The sequence below is a fragment of the Allostigmatella hybrida genome (assembly GCF_020103775.1).
GTDB classification, from domain to species: domain Bacteria; phylum Myxococcota; class Myxococcia; order Myxococcales; family Myxococcaceae; genus Hyalangium; species Hyalangium aurantiaca.
Window position 1 is genome coordinate 235,430 of the sequence record NZ_JAHXBH010000003.1, and the last position, 23,329, is coordinate 258,758.

The 23,329-nt window shown below is 68.0% G+C and carries 14 protein-coding genes; 6 read left to right on the plus strand and 8 right to left on the minus strand.

The genetic code is table 11. The features are described 5' to 3' along the window. Window positions 1–211 precede the first annotated feature (211 nt). The gene (locus KY661_RS08075; RefSeq protein ID WP_225409656.1) at window positions 212–3,709 is read left to right on the plus strand and encodes a serine/threonine-protein kinase; all 3,498 of its coding nucleotides are present in this window, start codon (window positions 212–214) and stop codon (window positions 3,707–3,709) included. Between the two features lie 129 nt (window positions 3,710–3,838). Here KY661_RS08075 and KY661_RS08080 read toward each other — a convergent pair whose 3' ends face one another. Beyond that, window positions 3,839–4,402: a hypothetical protein gene (locus KY661_RS08080; RefSeq protein ID WP_225409657.1), complete on the minus strand. Its 564-nt coding sequence runs from the start codon at window positions 4,400–4,402 to the stop codon at window positions 3,839–3,841. Window positions 4,403–4,491: 89 nt separating this feature from the next. Between KY661_RS08080 and KY661_RS08085 the strand changes: the two genes are divergently transcribed. Both KY661_RS08085 and KY661_RS08090 read left to right on the plus strand, forming a co-directional pair. Beyond that, window positions 4,492–5,145 (plus strand): oxidoreductase, encoded by a 654-nt coding sequence (locus KY661_RS08085; protein WP_225409658.1) that lies wholly within the window; start codon window positions 4,492–4,494, stop codon window positions 5,143–5,145. 62 nt (window positions 5,146–5,207) lie between these two features. Beyond that, complete coding sequence (locus KY661_RS08090) at window positions 5,208–7,880, plus strand: PAS domain S-box protein (protein WP_225409659.1); 2,673 nt, start codon at window positions 5,208–5,210, stop codon at window positions 7,878–7,880. Between the two features lie 3 nt (window positions 7,881–7,883). Here the strand turns inward: KY661_RS08090 and KY661_RS08095 are convergent, their stop codons facing one another. Further along, entirely contained in the window at window positions 7,884–9,206 is a 1,323-nt protein-coding gene (locus KY661_RS08095; RefSeq protein WP_225409660.1) for a hypothetical protein, read from the minus strand. Between the two features lie 90 nt (window positions 9,207–9,296). Here KY661_RS08095 and KY661_RS08100 point away from each other — a divergent pair, with 90 nt between their 5' ends. Next, window positions 9,297–12,341: a TolB-like translocation protein gene (locus KY661_RS08100; protein WP_225409661.1), complete on the plus strand. Its 3,045-nt coding sequence runs from the start codon at window positions 9,297–9,299 to the stop codon at window positions 12,339–12,341. Window positions 12,342–12,348: 7 nt separating this feature from the next. Here the strand turns inward: KY661_RS08100 and nadD are convergent, their stop codons facing one another. The 5 genes from nadD to KY661_RS08125 form a co-directional block, all read right to left on the minus strand. Next, on the minus strand, window positions 12,349–12,921 hold the full coding sequence (gene nadD / locus KY661_RS08105; protein ID WP_075006354.1) for a nicotinate (nicotinamide) nucleotide adenylyltransferase: 573 nt from the start codon (window positions 12,919–12,921) through the stop codon (window positions 12,349–12,351). Between the two features lie 7 nt (window positions 12,922–12,928). Next, a complete protein-coding gene (locus tag KY661_RS08110) occupies window positions 12,929–13,597 on the minus strand; it encodes a hypothetical protein (protein WP_225409662.1) in 669 nt (222 codons plus the stop codon). Window positions 13,598–13,610: 13 nt separating this feature from the next. Beyond that, the gene (locus KY661_RS08115) at window positions 13,611–14,801 is read right to left on the minus strand and encodes an exo-beta-N-acetylmuramidase NamZ family protein (RefSeq protein ID WP_225409663.1); all 1,191 of its coding nucleotides are present in this window, start codon (window positions 14,799–14,801) and stop codon (window positions 13,611–13,613) included. Then, window positions 14,794–16,113 (minus strand): adenylate/guanylate cyclase domain-containing protein, encoded by a 1,320-nt coding sequence (locus KY661_RS08120; protein WP_225409664.1) that lies wholly within the window; start codon window positions 16,111–16,113, stop codon window positions 14,794–14,796. Before KY661_RS08120 ends, KY661_RS08115 begins: the two co-directional genes overlap by 8 nt. Before the next feature lie 61 nt (window positions 16,114–16,174). Then, entirely contained in the window at window positions 16,175–16,870 is a 696-nt protein-coding gene (locus KY661_RS08125) for a tetratricopeptide repeat protein (protein ID WP_225409665.1), read from the minus strand. Between the two features lie 72 nt (window positions 16,871–16,942). On the opposite strand from KY661_RS08125, the gene KY661_RS08130 reads away from it, so the two are divergent. Together KY661_RS08130 and KY661_RS08135 are read left to right on the plus strand one after the other, a co-directional pair. Continuing rightward, a complete protein-coding gene (locus KY661_RS08130; protein WP_225409798.1) occupies window positions 16,943–19,342 on the plus strand; it encodes an endonuclease MutS2 in 2,400 nt (799 codons plus the stop codon). Window positions 19,343–19,428: 86 nt separating this feature from the next. Next, on the plus strand, window positions 19,429–20,019 hold the full coding sequence (locus KY661_RS08135) for an NYN domain-containing protein (RefSeq protein WP_075006302.1): 591 nt from the start codon (window positions 19,429–19,431) through the stop codon (window positions 20,017–20,019). A 9-nt stretch (window positions 20,020–20,028) separates the two neighbouring features. On the opposite strand, the gene KY661_RS08140 is transcribed toward KY661_RS08135, so the two are convergent. Then, a complete protein-coding gene (locus KY661_RS08140; protein ID WP_225409666.1) occupies window positions 20,029–23,127 on the minus strand; it encodes an ATP-binding protein in 3,099 nt (1,032 codons plus the stop codon). Window positions 23,128–23,329 lie beyond the last annotated feature (202 nt).

The window sequence follows — 23,329 nt, forward strand, 5'->3', positions numbered from 1 at the left end:
GGGGGGCAACCCGTTGAGGGCATCCCTACCACGACCCATACTGCCAACACCACTCAGCTGCGATCCTGAACCACAAAGAGAAGCCCGTGCAGGGAGCATCGCCGCTTGAAGCGAGAAATCGGCCGCCGCGCGTACCCCCTGACCGGATTACATTTCCCAGTTTTCGTGTGGAACAGTGTCGCACAGCCGATCGCCCACTGGAGCAGTTCTAATGCAAGACGAGAATGAGGCGAAACATCGCATCACCGTGGCCGAAGGGCTCAGTTTGAGTGAACAAGCCAAGACGCTGCGAGAGGGGGGCAGACCCCATGGCAACGCAGCCCCATCCATTCAACTAGATCTGCCCCCCGTGCAAGCTCACAGCAAAGTGGACCCACCGTTTCCAGTGGCTAACTGGGAGCGCTATCAAGGCGTGCGCTTCTTGGGCCAGGGCGGAATGGGACAAGTTTTTCTCGCATATGATCCTCGCCTACGCCGCAACGTAGCCCTGAAATTCGTCAAGGGCGACGACGCCGAACTCACCCGCCGGTTTCTCACCGAAGCACGAGCCCAGGCGCGTGTCGAGCACGAGCGCGTGTGCCAAGTATTTGAGGTAGGCAAAGTGCATGGTCGTTCATTCATCGCCATGCAGTTTGTTGATGGACGGCCGTTGAGCCAGTTAGTAAACGAACTCTCCCTGGAACAAAAGGTGATGATGCTCAGGGGCGCTGCGGAGGGCGTCCATGCAGCCCACCGCGCTGGCTTGATCCATCGGGACTTGAAACCTTCCAATATCCTCGTGGAACGCACTGAAGATGGAAGGCTCAAGCCATTCGTGATGGATTTTGGCTTAGCACGAGAATGGAACGAAATAGGAGCTACAGCCACTGGTGCCGTACTCGGCACTCCTCATTTTATGTCCCCCGAACAGGCCCGCGGCGAAGTGGTCCGGCTTGACCGTCGTACCGATGTATACAGCCTTGGGGCCACGCTTTATCATTTGATCACCGGACACCAAGCCATTCCTGGCAACAATGGCCTAGAAGTTCTGACCAATATTGCATTAGTAGATCCTATCTCCCCCCGTGCTCAGGACCCGGATATCCCCCGGGACTTGGAGGCCATCGTACTCAAGTGTCTAGAAAAGGAGCGTTCTGCTAGGTACGACTCAGCACGCTCACTGGTTGAGGACTTGGAGAGATTCCTCGACGGGAGTCCTGTTCTGGCCCGACCCACCGGGCTGGGATACCGGTTGCGAAAGAAGGCACTTAAACACTGGGTAGCGGTGAGTGTCTCTGCTCTAGCGCTGCTGGCGGCTATGTTGGCACTCGGTTGGGCCGTCTTCACGCAGAGAAATACTTCGGAGCGCGAACGCTTGGCACGCCTTTTCACCGAGAAGGTGGAACACATTGAAGCTCTATCCCGTTACTCAGGCCTATCACCATTGCATGACACGCGCAAAGATCGGCAGGAGATTCGTAAGCATATGGCCGACTTGGAAAGGGAAATCCTCCAAGCGCAAGGATTGGCCACCGCACCAGGACTATATGCCTTGGGGCGCAGTTACTTGTCTCTTGGAAACGAGCCCCTTGCACGCCAGCATACAGAGGCCGCATGGCGCAGTGGTTACCGCGAGCCTAGGGTGGCTTACACGCTGGCTCTAACGCTGGGCCACCTCTACCAAGAAGGGTTACTTGAGGCAGAGCATCTCCGCAGCCCCCAGATGCGTGAGTCTCGCCGACGCAACGTAGAGAACCAGTACCGTGCCCCCGCCCTTGAGTATCTGCGCCAAAGCCAGGGCACCGAAGTGCCATCCCCTGAATATGTAACAGCTCTCATTGCCTTCTATGAGGGTCGTTTCGAAGATGCCCTCATCCATCTAGGCCAAGTGGGCCAGCACCTTCCCTGGTTCCATGAGATCCCTCTTCTGATGGGTGATATCCTCCAGGCTAGGGCCGCTCAGCGTTGGAACAGTGGTCAAAGCGCAGAGGCCCAAGCGGACCTAGATGCAGGCCGCCAAGCCTATACTGCCGCCACCTCCATTGGCCGCAGTGCGCCCGCAGTCCACCGAGCCCTCGCAAAGCTTGAGTACACCGCCATGGTTTTGGGCGTTTACGGTACGGGCGATACCTTGAATTCTTTTACACGTGGGATGGAAGCTGTGACACGCGCGCTCCAGATTTTACCGGAGGACCCTGAATCTCTGCTTCTTGCGATACGTTTTCGCCGCCGCTTAGTAGAAGCGAAGTCAAGACGAGGTGAAGACTTCCAGCAGGAACTCACGGCAGCCCTCGCTGAGGTCCACCATGTACTCCAGAGCGCCCCCTTGATGTGGGAGGCTTATTTTGAAAAATCTCTGCTGCTGTCCCTGTCTGCAAACCTGCTCAAGGATCGAGGGCAGAACCCTCAAGAAACACTGCGCGATGCTTTCATCTCCCTCCAACAGGTTCCCCCAGAGTTTCAGAACGATGAGTTTCACAACGTACAGGGCCTTCTTTTTTTCGCCTGGGCTGGCTACGAAGATGACATAGGTATTCCCTCCTCATCCCACTGGCTTCAAGCGATCGGGTCCTTTGAGGCTGCTAGTCGGCTGTCGCCCTTCACCGTAGGCGTCTGGACCAATCTTGCCATGGCTAATTACCGGTACGCACAAGGATTACCGATAGGCACGCCGGATGAACAGCGAGAGCAAGCCTTAGAGCGGTCTTGGGAGTCAATCAAGCGTGCCCTAACGCTAAACCCACAACATTGGGTATCCTATTTTTATGGCGGTAATCTTCACAGTTTCTGGGCAGAGATCAACCCATGCGGCAACATTTCTTCAGCCCACCATGAGGAAGCGCTGAGCCTATTCCGCCAAGGACTCTCCATTGCTCCTCATGTGCCTAACCTGCACAACGGCATGGGAGGTGCTCTGTACAACCAAGCACGTCGGCGCTGGGAATCTGGTAGCGACGCCTTCGCTACACTTGAAGAAGCCCAGAAGTCGTACGAGAAAGCCATTCGTCTAGCTCCCATGCAGGTCTACGGCCACAGTAACCGTGGCGACTCATTGCTTCTGCGTGCGGTCTTCCAACTAGACCTAGGGCAAGATACTCGTGCCACCCTTCGCCTCGCCGTGGCCGCCTTCGAGCAGGCCGTCCGACTCGCACCCGAACTTGCTGACCATCAGGCCAATCTGGGCAAGGGCCTCGCACGGCTAGCAGACTCGGAGATGAAGCATAACAAAGATCCAAGAATTGTGCTCCAGCGTGCGGAGAACAACCTGCGCGAAGCCCTAAGACTCAACCCACAGCATGCGCAGGCCTGGGCCGACCTCGGCGTGACCTACGGGATCCAGGCACGATGGCAGGCACAATGGGGCAAAGCAGGAAACAAGGACTTCGAAAAGGCGACTCAAGCATTCGAGAAGGCCCTCTCATTGGCACAAGATAATATCGAGGCACGCCTAGCCTTTGGCACGGCTTTGCATAGCTGGGCTACTTCCAAAAAAGGAGCAGATAGCGCTCTAAGTGCCCCACTTGAACGAGGCCTTGTCTTGACAGAGGAGGTGCTGGCAACCTGTCCCGATATGCCACGTGCCCTATTGTTACGGGCTAAGCTGCGAATGAGCCAAGCGAATAACAAAGCACGTCCAGAAGAACAGCAAGAGCTGCGGACGCAGGCGAGAGGCGACGCCTCCCGGGCTCTAGAAAAAAGCCCCTATCTTGCATCTGGCTGGGAATATTAATTCAAGGCTTTTTGAAGTCGTAGCTTCGGAAACTATCCAAAGAAGGCCTATCCAGCCGACGTCCGAGCACAGGATTTTAGCGCGGGCTGCGCGAATTCAGCCTAACTGCTCGCTCTCGCTCAACACCCTCTAAAGGCCGAGGCCGAACTGCCCCGAGGTGCTGCTGGAGGCCACGGCCCCCCCTGAGTCCCGTTTCCGGGCCTGGGTGGGCCGCCAGAGGCCGTCCCGCGCCAGGGAGAAGCGCTCCCTCAGCTCGGGAAGGAAGTCCTGGGAGACCGGGGTGAGGAAGGACACCTCCGGGCACTCCAGGGGCTCCACGGCGAGCACTTCCTCCAGCCACCAGGCGATGGAGCCGCGCCACCAGGGCTCGGGCGGCCGGCCAAAGGCGCGCGAGTCGTTGCAGACGGTGGACACCTGGGACAGCCGCGCCACCGCGAAGATGGCACCGTCCGGGAGCCCATCGTCACTGGGGACATACAGGCCCATCCGGCGCTCCATGAAGGCCGCCCCCTCGACATCCCACCCCCGGCCCGCCTGAAGCGCCAGGTACTGGCCCACCGCCGCGGAGGGAGGGCGCACGGCCTGGGTGCGGCCCTGGCCATCCGTGGTGAAGGGAAAGAGGACACGGCAGCCACGCCCCAGAATGGCCCAGGGCCACGGGCGGGACAGCGTGAGCTGGAAGATGGCAGACATACCGCCGCCCATGTTACGGGCGGACACTGTCGTCCGCCTGTTTCAGGCCGCGCTTCCCTCCCTTGCGGGAGTGTGCTGAGCATCCCGCCATGGACACACGCACCGCCCTGATCGCTGGGGCCAGCGGCCTCGTCGGAGGCCACCTCCTGAACGTGTTGCTGGAGAACCCCCTGTATCAACAGGTGTACTCCCTGGGGCGCCGCCCCCTGCCCCGGCAGCATCCCCAGCTCGTCCAGCAGACCGTGGACTTCGGCCGCCTGGACGGGACGCCGCTCCCCGCCGCCGATGACGCCTTCTGCTGCCTGGGAACAACCCTCAAGAAGGCCGGCAGCCAGGAGGCGTTCCGCGCGGTGGATTACGACGCCGTGCTGAACTTCGCGCAGGCCGCCCGGAAAGCCGGAGTCCGGCGGTTCGCGGTGGTGACGGCCATGGGGGCCAACCCCCGCTCCCGCTTCTTCTACAACCGGGTGAAGGGCGAGGTGGAAGAAGCCCTCCAGGCGCAGGGCTTCGATTCGTTGATCATCGCCCGCCCCTCCCTGCTGCTCGGCGAGCGCGGCGAGCACCGTTCCGGGGAGAAAGTGGCCACCGTGGTGGCCCACGTGCTGGGCCCCCTGCTGCGGCCCTTTGCCTCACGCCCTATCGAGGGGCGGACCGTGGCGCGCGCCCTCGTGGCCCTGGCCCGGCAGCCCCCCCCGGGCGTCCAGACCGTGCCCTCGGGAGCGCTCCAGCAGCACGGAGGATAGCGGCCGAACAATCCTCCCAGTTGCGATACACTCCCCAGCACAGCGTGCGCCAAAAAAAACCGTTGCAGCGCAAGACATCGCCCGCGCCGAAGGCGGCTCCCTCTCCCCGCCGAACCCCGCCGCGCAAGGCGAAGCCGCGTCTGGCGGAGAAGCTGGCGGCCACCCAGCACATGCTCCAGGCGCTCACCCAGGCCCATGCCGAGTTCATCGTCTGGGGGGAGCACCGCGCCCTCTTGCAGCGCCTGCTGGCCCTCGCGCTCGAGCTCACGCAGAGCGAACTGGGGTTCATCAGCGAGGTGGTCTCTTCCCCTGGCAACGCCTCTTCCCTGCGGCCCCACGCCATCTTCCCCCTGGACTGGACCGAGGCGCTGCATGGGTACCGGGTGTCTCACCCGCCCACGCCAGACAGTCCCGCCTCGGCCAGCGCCCTGTTCGAGGCCGTGCTCACCTCGGACGAGCCCCGGTGGTTGGAGGCGCCCACCCGGATTCTCGTGGAGGGCAACCCCGCCTCCAGCATCCCGGCGCTGAGCCATTTTCTCGTGTTGCCCTTCGCCGTCGCCGACAAGCCCGTGGGCCGGGTGGTCCTCGCCAACAGGCCCGGCGGGTATGACGCCGAGATCATCGAGTTCCTTCAGCCCCTGCTCACCACCTGCGGCACCCTGCTGCACGCCTGGCGCAATGACGAGCACCACCGCCGGTCCGAGCAGGCGCTCCAGGTGCAGCAGCAACAGGTGAAGAAGCTGGCCCTGGTGGCCGCCCGCACCCACAACGCCGTCATCATCACCAATGCCGCCGGGGTCATCGAGTGGGTGAACGAGGGGTTCACCCGCATCACCGGCTACACGCTGGAAGATGCGGTGAACCGCGAGCCCGGCGAGCTGCTGTACGGGCCGGACACGGATCCCGCCGTCACTGGGGCCATCCGTCAGGCCCTCCAGCGCGGAGAGGGCAGCACCGCCGAGATGCTCAACTACCGCAAGGACGGCCAGCCCTACTGGAACCACACGGACATCCAGCCGGTGCGCGATGAGCATGGGCGGCTCGTCCAGTTCGTCTCCATCGAGAACGACGTCAGCGCACGCCGGAACCTGGAGCAGCAGCTGGCCCGGAGCGAGGAGCGGCTCCGGCTGGCCCTGGAGAGCACCGAGGATGGGCTCTGGGATCTGGATCTCACGACGGGCCACCTCACGGTCAGCCCCCGGTGGATGAGCATGCTGGGCGCCGGGGACGGCAGCACGGGGGAGACCACCTACCGTCACTGGCGCGAGCATCTCTGCCACCCGGACGATCTGCGCGAGGCCGAGCGGCGGATGGCCGAGCACCTGGTGGGCAACACCCCCATGTATGAGTTCGAGCACCGGATGCGCCACAGCGATGGGCGGGAGATCTGGGTGCTCAGCCGCGGCAAGGCCGTGGCCCACAACAGCGAGGGACAGCCGCTGCGGGTGGTGGGCACCAACTCGAACATCACCTCGCGCAAGCAGGCCGAGGAGCGCCTGCGGGCCTTCATCCGCGCCATCCCGGACATGATCTTCCGGATGAAGGCGGATGGGACGCTCATGGACTTCAAGCCCGCCACCAACGTCTCGGCGGCGCTGCCTCCCGCCGAGTTCATTGGCCGCAAGGTCTACGAGCTGCCCGAGCTGAAAAATATCTTCGAGCCCACCCGGGCCGCGATCGCGCAGTTGCTCCAGGGCAGTCCCCTGGAGATCTACGACTACCCCATGGAGACGGCCGAGGGGCTGCTGTACTTCGAAGCGCGCCTCGTCCACAGCGGCGTGGACGAAGTCACCAGCATCGTGCGCAACATCACCGAGCGGAAGATCGCCGAGGAGCACCAGCGGCGCCAGTCGGAGCGGCTGTCCGAGCAGGTGAGCCACATCACCCGGGAGCTGGAAGCGCGCCAGGCCCAGCTCATCCAGTCCGAGAAGCTGGCCTCCCTGGGCCAGATGGCGGCCAGCATCGCCCACGAGCTCAACAACCCCGTGGGCTACGTCTCCAGCAACGTCTCCACCCTGGCCTCCTATGCCGCGCTCTCGCGGCGGCTGCTGGAGCTCTACCAGGAGGTGGAGAAGGCCCTGGGCACCCCGCCCCCGGCCCCCGTGGCCCGGCTGCTGGAGGAGATCCTCACGCTCCGGGAGCAGGAGCACCTGGGCGAACACCTGATGGATCTGGACGAGGTGCTCGCCGACACGCGGGAGGGGCTGGCGCGCATCCGCGAGTTCGTGCTGAACCTCAAGACGTTCGTGCGCGAAGAGTCCGATGTGCCGCAGCTGGCCGACATCAACAAGGGCCTGCGGATGACGCTGCGCATGCTGCGCCACGAGTTCAAGGACCGCTGCGATGTCATCTGCGACTTCGCGCCCCTGCCCCTGCTGCGCTGCTTTCCCACCCAGCTCAATCAGGTGTTCATGAACCTGCTGCTCAACGCCGTCCAGGCCATCGAGCAGCGGGGGCAGATCTACGTCACCGTCCAGCAGGAAGAGACCGACATCGTGGTGCGGATCCGCGACACGGGGCGGGGTATGGACGCGAAGACGCGGGCGCGCATCTTCACCCCCTTCTTCACCACCAAGCCCGCGGGCCAGGGCACCGGCCTGGGGCTGACCATCTGCGACACCATCATCCGCCGGCACCAGGGCCGCATCGAGGTGCAGAGCGAGCCGGGCCAGGGCACCACGTTCACCGTGCGGCTCCCCCTCTTCGATGACGAAGACGAGGAGCCGCGGCACTAAGGACTAGGTGAGGATGATGCGGCCGCCCTGGAGGGCGCGGCGCACGAGCGCCAGGGCCTGCTCGGAGGCCGCCTCGGCCTCGGTGAGCCGGCGCAGGCACAGCTGGCCGCCCTGCACGGTGGTGGCCGCGCGCTTGAGATCCGACAGCAGCATCAGCGCCGCCTGCAGCATCTCCTTGCCCTGAGGCGTCTCCTCGGTGGGCTTGCCCGCCTTCTCGGCCACGTACGCCGTGAAGCGCCGCACCACGTCCGCGGTCTTGTCCGGATCGAACTGCTCCAGGAGCGGCTTGAGGCGCGCGGGGTTGATCTGGATGAGCCGCAGCGCACCCACCCGGGCGAACGCCGGGTGCGCCAGGCCAATCTCCGTCATCTCGAAGGCGCCCAGCAGCCCCTCCTCGGGGGCCGGGTGCGAGTGCGGCACCACGTCCACGAAGAGCGCCAGCGGCTCGGCGCCCTGCTGGAAGGCCTGAACTTCGTCCTCATCCAGCGGCGGGAACTGCTGCGGCACGCCGATGAAGAGCAGCGGCAGGACGATCTCGTGCCAGAACTCCTCCGGCGCGCAGCCGGTGCCGCCCACGGTGGCCACCATGTGCGCGATCAGCTCCGCCAGCCGCGGCGCGCGCTCGACCTGATCCGCCAGGGGCTTGGTGGCCTCCAGCCGCTGCAGGGACATGACGATCTGCCCCTCGAACTGCTGCTTCGCCTCCGGCGGCAGCGGCGGTTGGGTGCGCCCCAGCGCATCCTTCACGTCGCGGGCAAGCGCGTCCGGCTTCGCCTCGAGCGTCGACTTCGTCTTGTTGGGATCCAGCACCACGAACTGGAGGAAGCCCGGATCAAACAGCCGCTGGTAATCCACCGGGCCCAGGCTGGGCTGTCCGAGCGGCGCGGCGGCGTTGGCGCCGCCGAAGCGCACCTGGCCCAGCGAGCGGCGGATGTCCGCGGCGAGATCCTCCAGCCGGGCGAGCTTCCCCTGGCCCATCGCATCCATCACCGCGCCGAAGGGCGACAACATGATGATGGCCTGCGGGAAGCCCAGCGTGGCGCCCTCGGGCGAGTCCCGGTTGGGGAACCAGAAGGCCTGGTGCTCGGCGGCCATGCGCGAGGCGAAAGCACCGGCCACGCCCAGCGCCAGCGCCTGGTGCTCCTGGCGGTTGACCTGGAACGCTCCGCCCAGCAGCTTGGTGACCGCCTTCTCCACGTCCGCCCAGGGCGCCTTGAGAAGATCAAACGCCTGCCCCTCGGACTGCGCGAGGGCGGCCGCGAGCTGGGACTGGGCCTGGAAGACGTGCTGGGGAACGGGATGCGCCTGCGGGGCGGGTTGAGCCATGAACGAATCCTAGAAGGGGGAATGCCTGGTGTCCCCCTTACCGTGAAAAACGTGGCGTTGGCCACGGTGTTGTGCCTCTAGGATGCAGGGATGTCCACGCGCCGCCACTGGCAGGGGAGTTGGGTACTCCTCGCTTGCCTGCTCCTGGCTTCCGGATGCGCCTCGGTCGCCCCGCGCTTCTCCCAGGAGGTTCAAGCGTCCTTCGCCCGGGACGGCATGCGCAAGCTCACCACCCGCTCCCTGGAGCTGTACTACCCCGAGCCCCTGAGGCCGGTGGCATTGCGCATCGCGGCGCGGGTGGAGATGTGCGTGGACCGGCTCAGGGAGTTGTCCCAGAGCAAGCGCCCCCGCGACAAGCTCCTCCTCTACCTGACGAGCGCGGGCTTCAATAACGCCTACGTGGTGTCGGACTTCGCCAGCGTGCCCCAGCAGATGGTGATGCCCACGCACATGAGCCTGGAGCTGTTCCACCTCATGAACCTGGGCGCCGCGGAGCTGGGGGACGTGGGCTGCCACGAGGCCGTCCACTACGTGCAGATGCAGCAGGTGGAGGAGCTCTGGCACGGGGTGAACGTCATCACCGGGGGCATCTTCCAGCCCAACATCTTCACCGAGTCCTGGTTCCTGGAGGGGCTGGCCACCTACTACGAGGGCCACTTCGACCGGGAGACCGGGCGCCCCCACAGCCCCGTCTGGCGCGGCTGGTTCGAGGCCGCCGCGCACGCCCGGGGCGGGAACCTGAACCCGGGCCACCTGTCCCCCGAGAACCGGCAGATGGACCCGTTTGGCGGCAACTACCTCACCGGGAGCCACTTCGTGGCGTGGCTGGCCCGGACGCACGGGGAGCAGAAGCTCTGGCGGCTCGTCCAGGAGCAGGGCGGATCCTGGCTCTCGCCCTTCGGCGTCACGCTGCGCTTCCGCAAGGTCTACGGGAAGACCATTGGCGGGCTGTTCGACGACTTCAGCCAGTCGGTGCGGCAGGGGCTGGTTCCCCGTGAGCGTCCGGCCTCGCAGGTGAGGCAGGTGCCCGGCGTGGGCTACTTCTCGCGCATGGCCTCCTCGCCCCGGGATGGGGCCTCCGTCATCCTCCAGGTGGGGCGCACCGAGACGCCGCACCTCACCGTGTACGAGCGCGATGGGAAGGTCCGCTTCTCGCGCCGGCTCACCCAGTTGCTTCCCGGCCGGAGGTGGATCAGCAGCGATCCGTCCTCCATGAGCGGCCTGTCCTTCACCCCGGACGGCGCCTGGCTGTACCTGGTGGCCGCCGACATCGACAGCCAGGGGGCGTACCTCTCCCGGCTGTGGCGGGTGGATGCCCGGACGGGGGACGTGGTGAGCACCTGGGACATCCAGGACGGCATGGGGGGCAGCGTGACCCCGGACGGCGCGGGGTACGTCTTCGTGGAGGTGAAGGGCGATACCTCGAACCTCGTGCGGTTGGATCTGGCCTCGGGCCGGACCGAGCCCCTCACCCACTTCGAGGGGCACCTCTCGCTGGCACCGCCCTCGGTGTCGCCGGATGGCTCGCGGATGGTGTTTCCGATGCGTGGGCCTCAGGGGTGGGATCTCGCCCTGCGCGATCCGTCGGGCGACGTGCGCTGGCTGACGCGCGATGGGCGCTTCAACTACTCACCGCACTGGGTGGATGACGGTCAGGTGCTGTTCCTGCGCGAGCATGCGGGACGGCTCCAGGCGCACACCTTGACGCTCGCCACGGGGGAGATCGTCCGCATCACCGATGCGCCCCACCTGGTGATGGATGCGCACCCCGTGGGGAATGGGCAGGTGGCCTTCCTCAACCGGGACGGCTACGACTTCTCGCTCGACCGGGCACCCCTCGCCCCCATCGACGCCAGCGAGCCCCCCACCCTGGCGGCCCTCGAGCCCCCGCCTCCTCCGGCCCCCGAGGCCGAAGATGTTCCGGTGGCCGAGGCGCCCCCTGTTCCCGCCCCGGCCCTGGCCACCTTCCCCTTGTCCGAGCCGCCTCCCGCCCCCGGACAGGAGGTCGAGGTCCTGGCCGACAGGCCCTACCGGCATCTCGAAGGGCTCCTGGTTCCCGAGCTGCGCATCCCGCTGGTGCTCGCCTATCGGGATGAGATCTCCGAGGAGTTGCACCTCACGGGCCTGGTGTCCCTGGCGGGGCAGGACCGGCTGGGCTTCCATTCCTATGCGCTCAACGCCTCGTTCGACACCGGCAGGAACACCCCCAGCCTTGTCTTCAGCTACGGGAACGCGCTGCTGGCCCCCTGGTACCTCCTGACGAGCGTGGGCTATGCGCAGACAGAAGAGGAACAAGAGTTCCGCAACGGCACCTTCACGCTGGATCAGAAGGAACTCCAGGCCAGCCTCTTCGTCTCCCGGAGCTTCTGGACCACGCCCGTGTCGCTTGGATTCATCGGCCTGCGGCGCCGGTACGAGTACGAGGAGATTCCCACCTCCGCCGTCCTCACCACGCTCTTCGGGCCCTCGTTCGCCACCGCCTACTTCGCGGGCGAGGGCACCTCGTACGGCGGCACCCAGCGGGGACTGGGGCTGTCCCTCTCCGGGGCCGTGTACCCGAAGTCCTTCGGCTCCGAGACCACGATGGGCGATGTGCGCGTCGAGGCGGAGACGTACCTGGGCGGCCTGCCCTTCCTCGGACGGGACAACCTGACGCTCTCGGTCGCCGGGCGCTTCCTGCCTGGAGCCCCCCGCGAGCTGCTCGAGGTGGGCGGCCTGGCCGCCGGCAACACGCTGTACCGCTCCGAAGAGACGGGGGGCCAGGGCCCTGGCATCCCCCTGCAATACCAGCCCGGGCTCTCCTTCTCCGAGTACCTGCGCGGCTACGAGGACTACACCATCCAGGCGCGCCACGCGGTCATTGGCAATGCCCAGTACCGGTACCGCGTCATCATCGACCACGGCTGGGCCTCGTTCCTCTACCTGCTTCCCTCGCTCTTCATCAGCCAGCTCGAATTGGAGGGCTTCGGCGCCTGGGCGCGCACGGACGCGAAGGCCGACTTCCGCTCGGCGGGGGGCGCGGCGCGGCTGCGGCTCACGTTCGGACAGACGGTTCCGGTGTCGATCTACTACCAGTACGCGCACCGCTTCGACGCGGGCCGCCAGCCCCTGCACTTCGTGGGCTTGGGCTTCTGAGCGGGCCTCAGCCCGCCGGCGGGCCCAGGCCGTAGAGGCCCATCTCGCGCGCGTAGTCGAGCACCCCCCGGGGCACCAGCTCCGTGGGCTCCTCGCCCCGCGCCAGCATGTCGCGGATCTGCGTGGAGGAGACTTCCGCCAGCGGCGGGCCCAGCGTTCCCGGCGCCGGGTACCCCGCCCGGTACAGCACCAGCACCTGCGCCATCCGCTCGATGCGGTCAAAGGACTTCCAGTGCGGCAGGTCCTTCAGGATGTCCGAGCCGATGATCAGCGCGAAGCGAATTGTCGGGTTGCACTCCCGCAGGAAGCTGAGGGTGTCCACGGTGCGCCCGCTTCCGCCCTGCTCCCCCAGCACCTTCTCCACGGAGTTCGTCTTCAGCCAGCCCGAGGTCTCCTCGCACATCACCTCGCACATCCGCACGCGGTGCTCGAAGGGCGCCAGCGCCTTGCCAAACGGGTGCTGGTAGGCCGGCATCAGCCACACCTCATCCACCTGCTGCGTGGCGTGCACGTAGAGCGCCGCCAGCAGGTGGCCCACGTGCGGGGGATTGAACGACCCTCCGAGGAGCGCGACTTTCACGGTCACCTCACTTCACCGAGAGCTTCGTCCCACGTCCAATCTGGAGCAGCTGCGGCTCCAGCACCACGTGCCCATCCAACCGGAAGGCCGTGAAGCGAAGCTGGTGATCCACCTTCTCCAGCAAGGCACACGTCTGCTCCGCCGCCCCGGCCAGCCGCCCGGGCGTGAGGAAGTAGCGCGGTCCGATCTGCACCACCTTGGGCTCGGGATCCTTGCCATGGATGAAGACCGTGGCGTTGAGCAGATCCTCGCGCGTCAGGTCGTTCTTGTCGTGGACCAGACAGCACAGCGCGTCGCCCACCATGTCCAGCAGCTTCCGGGGGACGGACGGATCCCGGTACTGGAGGCTGTCGCGCTCGGGCACCCGCGCGAAGCGCTCCAGCACCAGCTGGCGGTCCTCCTCGGACGTGAAGTCCGCGGGGGCCTCCTTCAGCGACGGCGGGCGCGGCGGCGCATCCTGGGAGACGAGCCACTGGCTCACGTCCGCCAGGAAGTCCATGTCCGAGTACTCCCGGCCGCCCCGGCTCTTCTCCCGGCGGCTGAGGATCCACTCGTCCAGGTCCGCGTAGCGCGCCCCGGCGAACAGGAAGCGGCGGGCGCCCTTTGCCCGCAGCAGCTCGTACGCCGCGTTGAGGGCCGCCAAATCGCCATGGCTGTCGGAGAGCACACCGATCACGGAAGAATCCCGCTCAAGTGTACAGCAAGTAGGGGGCGCGTTGCTGTTTGAAGCGCTCTGCCTGGTCGGAGAAGCCCTCCAGGAGCTTGCTCAAGGGCCAGCCCGCCTCGATGCCCTGGCGCACCTGATCCGTGCCGCAGAGCAAGTCGAACGCGGGCACATCCTCCACGAACTCGTAGGCATCCGCCCGCCAGGCGAACTGGCCACCACTCACCTCGCGCACCGCCTGGAAGATGGCGATGCCCGTGCGCAGGGGCTGGAAGGTGGCCCGGTCCGTGACGTGGATGAAGGCGCCGTTGCAGGACTCACCCCGGAACTTGTCGAAGGTGGGGGTGAAGCCCACGGGCCGGAAGGCCACGCCCGGCAGGCGCTCCTTGTCCAGGCGGGCCACCAGCGCTTCCGCGTCCAGCCACGGCGCGCCGAACTGCTCGAAGGGCCGGCACGTGCCCCGGCCCTCGGAGACGTTGGTGCCCTCGCCCAGGCACATGCCCGGGTAGACGAGCGCCGTGTCGGGGGTGGGCATGTTGGGCGAGGGCGGCAGGAAGGGCAGCCCCGTGTCGGACCAGTACATCTCGCGGCGCCAGCCCTCGCACGGCACCACCGTCAGCTCGCAGCCGATGCCGAACTCCGCGTTGAAGAGCCGCGCCAGCTCCCCCGCCGTCATGCCGTGGCGGTTGGGCAGCGGGTAGAGCCCCACGAAGGAGCGGTAGCCCTCGCCCACGAGGTTGCCCTCGATGGCCACGCCGCCCAGCGGGTTGGGCCGGTCCAGCACGTAGAAGGGCACGCGCGCCTGGGCCGCCACCTTCATCGCCAGGGCCATGGTGTAGACGTAGGTGTAGTAGCGGCTGCCCACATCCTGGATGTCGAAGACGAGGGCATCCAGGCCCGTGAGCCACTCCGGGCGCGGGGACAGCGACTCGAAGGTCGAGCCGTAGAGGCTGTGCACGGGGACGCCCGTCTTGCGGTCCTTCGCCTCGCCCACCGCCACCATGTACTGGGCCTCGCCGCGGATGCCGTGCTCGGGACCGAAGAGCGCCGCCAGCGTCACCCCGGGGGCTTGCCCCAGCAGGTCCGCGAGGTGGAGGAAGCGTGAGTCCACGCTCGTGGGGTTCACGATGGCCCCCACGCGCCGCCCCTTGAGCGCGGAGAACCCCTGCGCCACCCACACGTCCAGTCCCGTCTTCACCTTCGTCACGTCAGCCATCCTTCAGGCGCTCCAGCGCGGTCTTCGCGGCGCGCCGGGAATCACAGTTCAAACGGCTCAAGAACCCCGAGCCGCCCTTGTCGTCCGGCCCACCCGAGGCCGCCAGCGACTTCAACGCGCTCCGTGCGCTGCTCAACCGAAGCTCTCCCACCGTCTCCGCCGCCGCCTCGCGCACGGCGCACTTGGGATGCTCCAGCAGATCGATGAGCCGGTCCTCGGCGTCGCCCTCCCCCGCCTTGATGGCCGTCTTGTACCGGCGGATGGCGCCGTCCCAAGAGCCTTCCGTCTCATCGAGGCGTCCGTACAGGTAGCTCTGCACCCCGGCGCTCTTCTCCTGCTCGATCAGCCTGCGGGCCTTGGCCACCAGGGCGCGCCGCTCCGTGGGCTCCGCGTCCTCGACGTCGGAGATGGCCCGCTCCGCGGCACTGCCCCGGAAGGCCACCACCCCCACGCCCAGCACCACCGCCAGCCCTCCAAGCCCCAGCGCCAGGCGCTTCTTGGTAAGTCCGGCGGGAAGCTGGAGCTTTCCGTCCGATGTCAGGCGGGCCTTCAACGGAGAGATGCTCCGCGACGCGCCTTCCAGGATCTGGCCTCCCAGGCTCTTGGCGCGCCCTCCCAGCACCACGGCATGCTGGCCCAGCGCCGCGGCATGCTGGCCCAGCGCCGCGGCGGTGGCGGCCAATTCCGGCCCCGGCCCCGTCTCCGGGACCCGCGAGAGCGCGATGTTCCCAAAGGGGGGCCCCTCGGCCGAGGGCTCCGCGGGGAGCGGGGCGGTCAGGACCGGCGCCTCCACGCGGTAGGGCGCCTTGGGCACGCGGAAGACGCGAATCTTCCCGGGAATCCCCTTGAGCTCGAAGGTGCCCACTTCCTGGGAGGGCACCTCCGCCTTGTTCATCGCCAGGTAGACGGCCTCCGTGAAGAAGACCTCCCCGGCCTCGGTGATGCCCTCCACGCGCGCGGCGATGTTCACCGGCTCGCCGAAGACGTCACTGGACTCGACGCGCACCTCTCCGACGTTGACGGCCACGCGCACGTGGAGCCGCGAGTCCTCGTCGGCCGAGAGGTTGTAGTGCCAGAGCCGGTCCTGGATGGCGATGCCGCTGAGCACCGCCTGGGTGGGGGACTCGAAGGTCACCAGGAACGCATCGCCAATGGACTTCAGGATGCGGCCCCCGAAGGCCTTGAAGAGCGGCGCCAGCAGCGCGTGGTGCGTCTGGAGCAGGTGCTGGTTCTGCTCGTGGGTCTGCCGGCTGGTGCGCTCGGTAAAACCCTTGATGTCGGTGAAGACAATGGCGAGGTTGGCGGTCTTCAAGGCACGCGCAGTGTATGCGGCTGAGTCCCCAGCGCAATCGCCGTGGGCCTGGCCCATGGAACTAGCGCCGGGAGGGCTTCAAGGGGCGCATGCGCTTCGCGGGCGGCGGCGCGAGCGAGGCACGCAGTTTCTCGGCGAGCTTGGGCCTGCCTGTCCGCTCGTAGAGCTCCGCCAGCCGCCGCTTCAACGGAACGCTGTCCGGCTGGAACTGGCGGGCCGCCTCCAGCTCGCGCTCCGCGTCCTCCCACCGCCCCTGCCCTTCCAGCACCTGGGACATGAGGATGCGCACCTGCACCCACTCCGGCCGGGCCTTGAGGAGCAGGCGGTAGTGCATCTCCGCCTTGAGCAGGTCGCCCTGGGCGAACCAGAGGCCCGCCACCCGGAACCGGGCATCCTCATAAGAGGGGCGGTAGCGCAGCGCCTCCTCATAGGACTTCGCGGCCCGCAGGGGCTGTCCGCGCTCCTCCCACAGCAGGCCTCGCAGGTAGTGGCTCCGGGGGTTTTCGGGCGCCAGGGCGGCCACGGCGTCCAGGTGGGCTTCCGCCCGGTCCAGGCCGCCTCCCAGCTTGAGCAGCAGCCGCGCCGCCTCTAGCCTGGGCAGCTCCCAGCGCGGGGCGTTAAGGATGAGGGCCTCCAAAGCCGCCAGCGCCCCGGCGGAGTCCCCCGCCTCTTCCCGGGCAAGGGCCTCCGTCAGACCCCTGTTCGCGGGCACGTCCGAGGCACCCGCGAGAATGCCGGCCAGGAGGAGCCACACCATGGACGGCTGATAACAGAGTGGGCCCTGCCCCTCAATCATCCCTTGACGGCCACGTGGCCACGAATGAAACCCATGTCCGTGCAGATTGCCCAAAGAACACTCGAGGATCTTGGCTTCGCGGAGGTGCTCCGCGCCCTGGCCCACCGCTGCCGGACCACGCCCGGCAAGGAGCGCGCCCTGGCCCGCCCCTTCCTGGACACCGAGGAGCGCGTCGCGGAAGCCCTGGCGCTCGTGGCGGAAGCCCGCCGCCTGGCCCAGGAGCAGTTCTCCCTCCCCCTGGGAGGCGTCAGCGACCTGAGGGAGGCGGTCAACCGGGCCTCCAAGGGTGGAATGCTGGAGCCGAGGGATCTCATCGCCGCCGCCCAGCTCCTGTACGCCTTCGCCCGCACCCGCGATGCGCTGGAGGAGCGCGAGGACGCGGTCCCCATCCTGGCCACCCTCGGCCGCCGGCTGCCCATGCTGGAGGCGCTGGCCTCCCGTATCGACCGCAGCTTCGAGCCCGACGGGACGATCTCCGACCGGGCCAGTCCGGACCTGAAGGAGGCCCGGGACCGCGCCAGCGGCCTGCACCGGCGCATCAAGAGCCGGTTGGACGAGCTGCTGCACGACGAGGCCTTCCTGCCGAAGCTGCGCGAGAACTACTACACGCTGCGCAATGGCCGGTACGTGGTGCCCGTGGTGTCCAACTACCGCGGCGAGGTGCCCGGCATCGTCCACAACGCGAGCCAGACGGGCCAGACGCTCTTCATCGAGCCCCAGGCCATGGTGAGCCTGGGCAACGACCTGGCCATTGCCCAGTCGGTGGTGGCCGAGGAGGAGCGGCGCATCCTCCAGGATCTGTCCAACCAGCTCGGCAAGGAAGCCACCCGGGTCCAGGACGGCCTGGACGCGGTGGCGGTGCTGGACGAGGCCGAGGCGGTGGCCCTGCTCGCCGCGGACCTGGACGCGCACACCCCGGTGTTCACGGGCGTGGAGGAGATGGCGCTGCGGCTGGTGCGCCACCCCCTGCTGGCGCTCAAGGGCACGGAGGTGGTGCCCAATGACGTGGTGCTCTCCGGCCAGGCCCGGGCCCTGGTGATCTCCGGTCCCAACGCGGGCGGCAAGACGGTCACCCTGACGGCCGTGGGCCTGTGCTCGCTGATGCTGCGCTGCGGCCTGCCCATCCCCGTGGCCGAGGGCTCGCGGATGCCGCTCTCCCGCTCGGTGCACTCCACGGTGGGCGACGCGCAGGACCTGTCCCAGGGCCTCTCCACGTTCAGCGCGCACGTGGCGATGCTGCGCGACATCGCCGCGGCGGTGGGCAAGGACTCGCTGGTCCTCATCGATGAAATCGCCGCGGACACGGATCCGCGCGAGGGTGCGGCCATCGCCATCGCCGTGCTGGAGGAGCTGCTGGACAAGGGCGCGGTGGTGCTGGTGACGACGCACCTGGAGGAGCTCAAGGCCCTGGCGCACATGGACCCGCGCTTCCTCAACGCGCGCGTGGGCTTCGATTCGAAGCGGATGGCGCCCACGTACCGGCTGCAGCTCGGCGCGTCGGGTGCCTCCTCGGCGATCGACGTGGCGGCGCGCATGGGCCTGCCCGAGCGCATCTGCCAGCGCGCCCGGGACTTGTCCCTCAACGCGGGCGGCCCGCTGGCCAAGGCCCTGGCGGCGGCCGAGGAGGAGCGGCGCAAGCTCAACGAGGAGCTGGACCGGGCGAAGGTGGCGGCCGAGGCGGCCGAGAAGCTGCGCAAGGAGCTGGAGGCGCAGAAGCAGGCCTTCGAGCGCGACCGCAAAGAGAAGATGATGCGCTTCAACGAGGACGTCGAGGCAGCCAGCGAGCACGCGGCGGCCGAGGTGCGCGAGCTGCTGGTGAAGCTGCGGGCACAGTCCAACGAGAAGGCGGCCCAGGAGGCGCGCGTGGCGTTGCAGCAGCGGGCCGAGGAGGCCGGCAAGCGCGCCAAGGAGGCCCGGGCGGAGCTGTACCAGGTGGTGGCCCCGGCCCCGCCGACGCTCAAGGTGGGCGCCTGGGTGCGGCACTCCGGGTTCGACAAGGACGTGGAGATCCTCGATCTGAACGGGGATGAGGCCCTGGTGGCCGCGGGCATCCTGAAGATGCGCGTGCCCATCTCGGAGCTGTCCGGCTCCCGCACGGCGAAGCCCCAGCAGAAGTTCCCGGAGCGCAACCGCCAGGAAGCCGCGCTGAAGAAGGCCTCGGCGGCGGCCGCCGCCGAGGTACAGGCGACGAACTTCCGCTGCGATGTGCGGGGCATGCGGGCCGATGATGCGCTGGCGGAGATGGAGCGCTTCTTCGACCAGGGCATGCGCAGCGGCGAGGAAGCGGCCCTCATCATCCACGGCCACGGCACCGGCGCCCTCAAGCAGGCCATCCGCGACTACCTGACGAACTCGCCCTACGTCCGCATGTTCCGGCCCGGGGAGAGCCACGAAGGCGGTGACGGCGTCACCGTCGTCGCGCTGAGGGCATGATTTGGGACATACCCGGGGTGCATCCGCACCCTCCGGGCTTCAAAAAGGACCGGACGCGGTAGCCGCTCCGGGTATGGTCCCCGTCCATGCTTCCCTCCGGACGTCCCCAAGCTGCTTCCTACGTGCTCATCGACGCCGAAAACGTCGATTGGGCAGTCTCCAATGTCGTGGGACGCAAGCCCGAGCCCCAGGACCGGGTGCAGTTCGACCGGCTGGTGTCCTTCTGTGAGAGCCACTTCCCCACCCCCGTGCGCTGCGTGGTGGTGCTCAACGCCCGCGGCGAGCAACTGCCGGACGCGATGATCGGCTTCGTCCGCGCGCTGAAGTCCGCCGGGTGCGAGGTGGCCCTCCTTCACGGCCGGAGCGACCAGAAGGTCGTCGACCTGGGCATCCTCAAGCTGCTGGAGACCATCCGCACCCAGCGCCCCGGGGCCGCCGTCGCGCTCGCCAGCCACGATGGCGCGGACTTCGCCGCGGCCCTGAAGCCCCTGCTCGAGGAGAAGCGGCAGGTGGCCATTCTGGGGCTGCGCGAGCACGTCAGCTCGCGGTTCCGGGAGCTCACCCCCCTGGGCCTGGAGATCATCGACCTGGAGCTGAACGCCAAGGTGTTCCAGCGTCCGCTGCCCCGGCTGCTGCCGGTGCGCGTGGACGAGTTCGATCCCACGCTCTTCCTGTAAGCGCAGCCGCTACACCAACGGGGTGCTGGGCACCTCGAGCGAGGGGCCGTCCATGCCCAGCTCGCGATCCAGCAACCTCCACCAGCCCCGCAGGTCCGACGAGGCCCCCTCCGGGGGCACCAGCCGGGCCCGGTCCAGGCGCTGCTGGATGTCCGCCTGGCGCTGCTCCGCCTCCAGGCCGCCGCCGGGCACCGCCCGCAGCTCGGAGAGCGCCACCGTGGCGAAGAGCAGCCCCGCCAGCTCGCGCAGCACGGGATCATTGCGGATCTCCTGCGTGCCTCCCAGCGCCGCGAAGCCCCGCCGGGCCTCCAGCAACTGCCCCTGGGCGGCCTGCACCGCCGCCAGGTGCAGGGAGAAGCGCAGGGCGTGCCACCGGGACACGCCCGTCAGGAGCGAGGTGGCGTTGATCAGGTGGGCCCGCGCGTTCTCCGTCTCCCCCACGTTGAGGCACGCCCGTCCCAGCTCGCCCCGGGCACACCCTTCCACGATGCGCAGGCCGAGCTGACGCCCCAGCTCCACCACCGCCTCCAGGTGTTGAATCGCCTCGGTGGGCTGGTCCGCCTCCAGCAGGTAGCAGCCCAGGTTGAGCCGCGCGAACGCCTGTCCCGCGCGGCTCCCCGAGCCCAGCGCCTTGGCGAAGGCCTCCTCCAGGAAGCCCACCGCCTGCATCGTCCTGCCGGACTCGCCAATGGCGGAGGCCAGGTTGTTGAGGAACAGCACCTCGAAGGCCGCGTCCCCCACGAGCTGGAACAGCTTCAGCGCCTCGTGCAGGTGCGTGATGGCCGCCTCCGGCCCGCTGCGCACCTGCTCGGTGATGCCCAGGTTGCCGAGCGCGTACGCGTCCAGCCAGCGGTCTCCACCCGAGGGGAGCTGGAGCGCCTCCTGGATCAGCTCCCACGCGGAGGCCACGTCCCCTTCGTGCCGGGCGACGATCGACAGATCCACGAGCAGCCGCTTCTCCCGGGCCACCTCCCCGAGCTGCTGGAAGGGCTTGCGCGCCGCCTCGAGATCTCTCCGCGCCGCCTCGAGCTGGCCCGTCTCCAGGTAGATGCGGCCCCGCACCGCGAGGGCCTCGGCGCTCAGCAGCCACTCCCCGGACAGCGTGGCGGCCTGCTCCAGCGCCTTGTCCAGCCGCGACAGCGTGAGCCCCAGGGGCCCTCGGGTGATGACGTCGGGCTCGAGCAGCACCAGCGCCTCCAGCGCCCGCTGCACCGACTCCAGCGTGGGAGACCCTTCCTTGAAGGCGTAGTCGCAGACGGACAGCAGGTTCTCCCGCTCGAGCGTCAGCCGGCGCAGGGCCTCCACGCCCCCGCCCTTCGCGGGGCCGCGGAGCTCCCGGGCCAGCGACAGGTAGTACTCCGCATGGCGGGACACCAGCGCCGCGCCCAGCCCCGTCTCGTCCAGCCGGGCGGAGGCGTACTCGCGGATGCTCTCGTACATGCTCAGGCGCAGCTCGCCGGACAGCCCCTCGGCGGCATCCGAGCGCAGGAGTGACTTGGAGCGCAGCGCCTGCACCACCTCCAGCACATCGGGCCCGCCATGCGGCAAGGCGATGACCGCCTCGGCGGCCTCCAGGGTGAAGCCCCCGCGGAACACCGAGCACTGCGCCAGCACCACCTGCTCGGTCATGTCCAGCAGGCTCCACGACCAGTCAATCGCCCCACGCAACGTAGCCTGCCGCGCCACCGCGTCGCGCATGCCGCTGTTGAGCAGCTCGAAGCGCCGCGAGAGGCGCTCGCGGAGCTGGCGGATTCCCAGCAAGGCCGTGCGCGCGGCGGCCAGCTCGATGGCCAGCGCGATGCCGTCCAACCGGCGCACGATGTCCGCCACCAGGGGGGCATCCGCCGCGGTCAGCTCGAAGGAGCCCCGGGCCGCCTGGGCCCGCCGCACGAACAGGCGCACCGCGTCCGAGCGCGACACCGCCTCCAGCGAGGTGTCCCGGTAGTCGGGCAGCCCCATGGGCGCCAGATCCAGGATGCGCTCGCCCGCCATCCGCAGCGACTCTTGAGAGGTGACGAGGAAGCGGACCTGCGGCGCCATCGCCAGCCAGCGCCGGAGCGTCGCGGGCATGAGCTGGGTGAGGTGCTCCAGGTTGTCGAGGATGACCAGGGCCGCGCCCCGGCCTCCCAGCGCGCGGCCCAGCAGATCCACCGGGGCCTCCTCCGCGCCGCCGCTGGTCAGCTGCACGCCGAGCGCCTGGCCCACGGCGTGGCAGAAGCCCTCCAGCGTCTTCGCCTCGGTCAAATCACACCACCAGACGCCACCCTCCCACTGCCGGCTCCCCATCTGGAGGCTGCCGAAGTGGGTGGCCAGCCGCGTCTTGCCCATGCCGCCGGGCCCCAGGATGGTGATGAGCCGGCAGCCCTCCACCAGCCACAGGCGCAGGCACTCCAGCTCCTCCTCGCGGCCGATGATGTCCCCGGGCTCCTCGGGGAGGTTGCCCCGGCGGGCCTCCTGGACCCGCAGGGACTCGAAGCGCCGGTCCGCCAGCGACGGGGGCAGCACCTCCAGCAGGGGCAGCGGATCGCCAATGCCCTTGAGCCGGAACGAGCCCAGCACGCGCACCGCGGGCCGCCCCAGGCGGTCCACCATGCCCGCCACCTGCGCCCAGGCCATGCCGCTGAGCAGCACCTGCCCGCCGTGGCCCGCCTCCGCCACGCGAGCCGCCACGTTCACCATGCGGCCGATGTAGTCCACCTGGCCCGTGCGGGTGTTGATGCGCAGCTCGGGCTCGCCCACGTGCACGCCCATGCGCACGCGCAACCCCCGGTACAGCAGCCCGTGGGGGCCAATCACCTCGGCCGCCTCGGGCTCCTCCAGGAGCTCCGGCGGCCAGGGCGCGCTCAAGAGGACCTCCTGCACCTCCAGGCACCAGCGCACCGCCTCCAGCGCCGAGGGGAAGGCCACCATGAACGAGTCGCCCTGCGTCTTCACCTCGTAGCCCCCGCTGGAGGCCAGCAGGGTGCGCAGGATCCGGTCATGCAATTCCAGCGCCGTGCGCATGGCGGTGCTGCACCGCTCCCACAACAGGGTGGACCCCTGAATGTCGGTGAAGACGAGGGCGACCGTGCCGGACGGCGCCTCCATGGTGGGTGCGAGAAGGTTCATGCGCCGGCGTGTGAGTTCGCGGAACCGCCCCCTACGGCCGGGTCCGCAAGCCTCTGGCCAAAGAGAGTCATCCCTGGCCCAGGGTCATCCCCTCTCATTGGAAAAGAGACGAATCTTCCGAGGGGTGTCCACCACTGCACGCCCCTTCCGTTCGGAATTGCAAAGGGGGATCACATGAAATGGAGGCGCTCTCCATACACCA

Bases quoted from the DNA above. Each gene is read 5' to 3' on its own strand.
- KY661_RS08080 (WP_225409657.1), bottom strand. From the start codon at position 4,402: ATGTCTGCCATCTTCCAGCTCACGCTGTCCCGCCCGTGGCCCTGGGCC.
- KY661_RS08135 (WP_075006302.1), top strand. From the start codon at position 19,429: ATGCTTCCCTCCGGACGTCCCCAAGCTGCTTCCTACGTGCTCATCGAC.
- KY661_RS08125 (WP_225409665.1), bottom strand. From the start codon at position 16,870: ATGGTGTGGCTCCTCCTGGCCGGCATTCTCGCGGGTGCCTCGGACGTG.
- KY661_RS08115 (WP_225409663.1), bottom strand. From the start codon at position 14,801: ATGGCTGACGTGACGAAGGTGAAGACGGGACTGGACGTGTGGGTGGCG.
- KY661_RS08140 (WP_225409666.1), bottom strand. From the start codon at position 23,127: ATGAACCTTCTCGCACCCACCATGGAGGCGCCGTCCGGCACGGTCGCC.
- KY661_RS08130 (WP_225409798.1), top strand. From the start codon at position 16,943: ATGTCCGTGCAGATTGCCCAAAGAACACTCGAGGATCTTGGCTTCGCG.
- KY661_RS08075 (WP_225409656.1), top strand. From the start codon at position 212: ATGCAAGACGAGAATGAGGCGAAACATCGCATCACCGTGGCCGAAGGG.
- KY661_RS08100 (WP_225409661.1), top strand. From the start codon at position 9,297: ATGTCCACGCGCCGCCACTGGCAGGGGAGTTGGGTACTCCTCGCTTGC.
- KY661_RS08095 (WP_225409660.1), bottom strand. From the start codon at position 9,206: ATGGCTCAACCCGCCCCGCAGGCGCATCCCGTTCCCCAGCACGTCTTC.
- KY661_RS08085 (WP_225409658.1), top strand. From the start codon at position 4,492: ATGGACACACGCACCGCCCTGATCGCTGGGGCCAGCGGCCTCGTCGGA.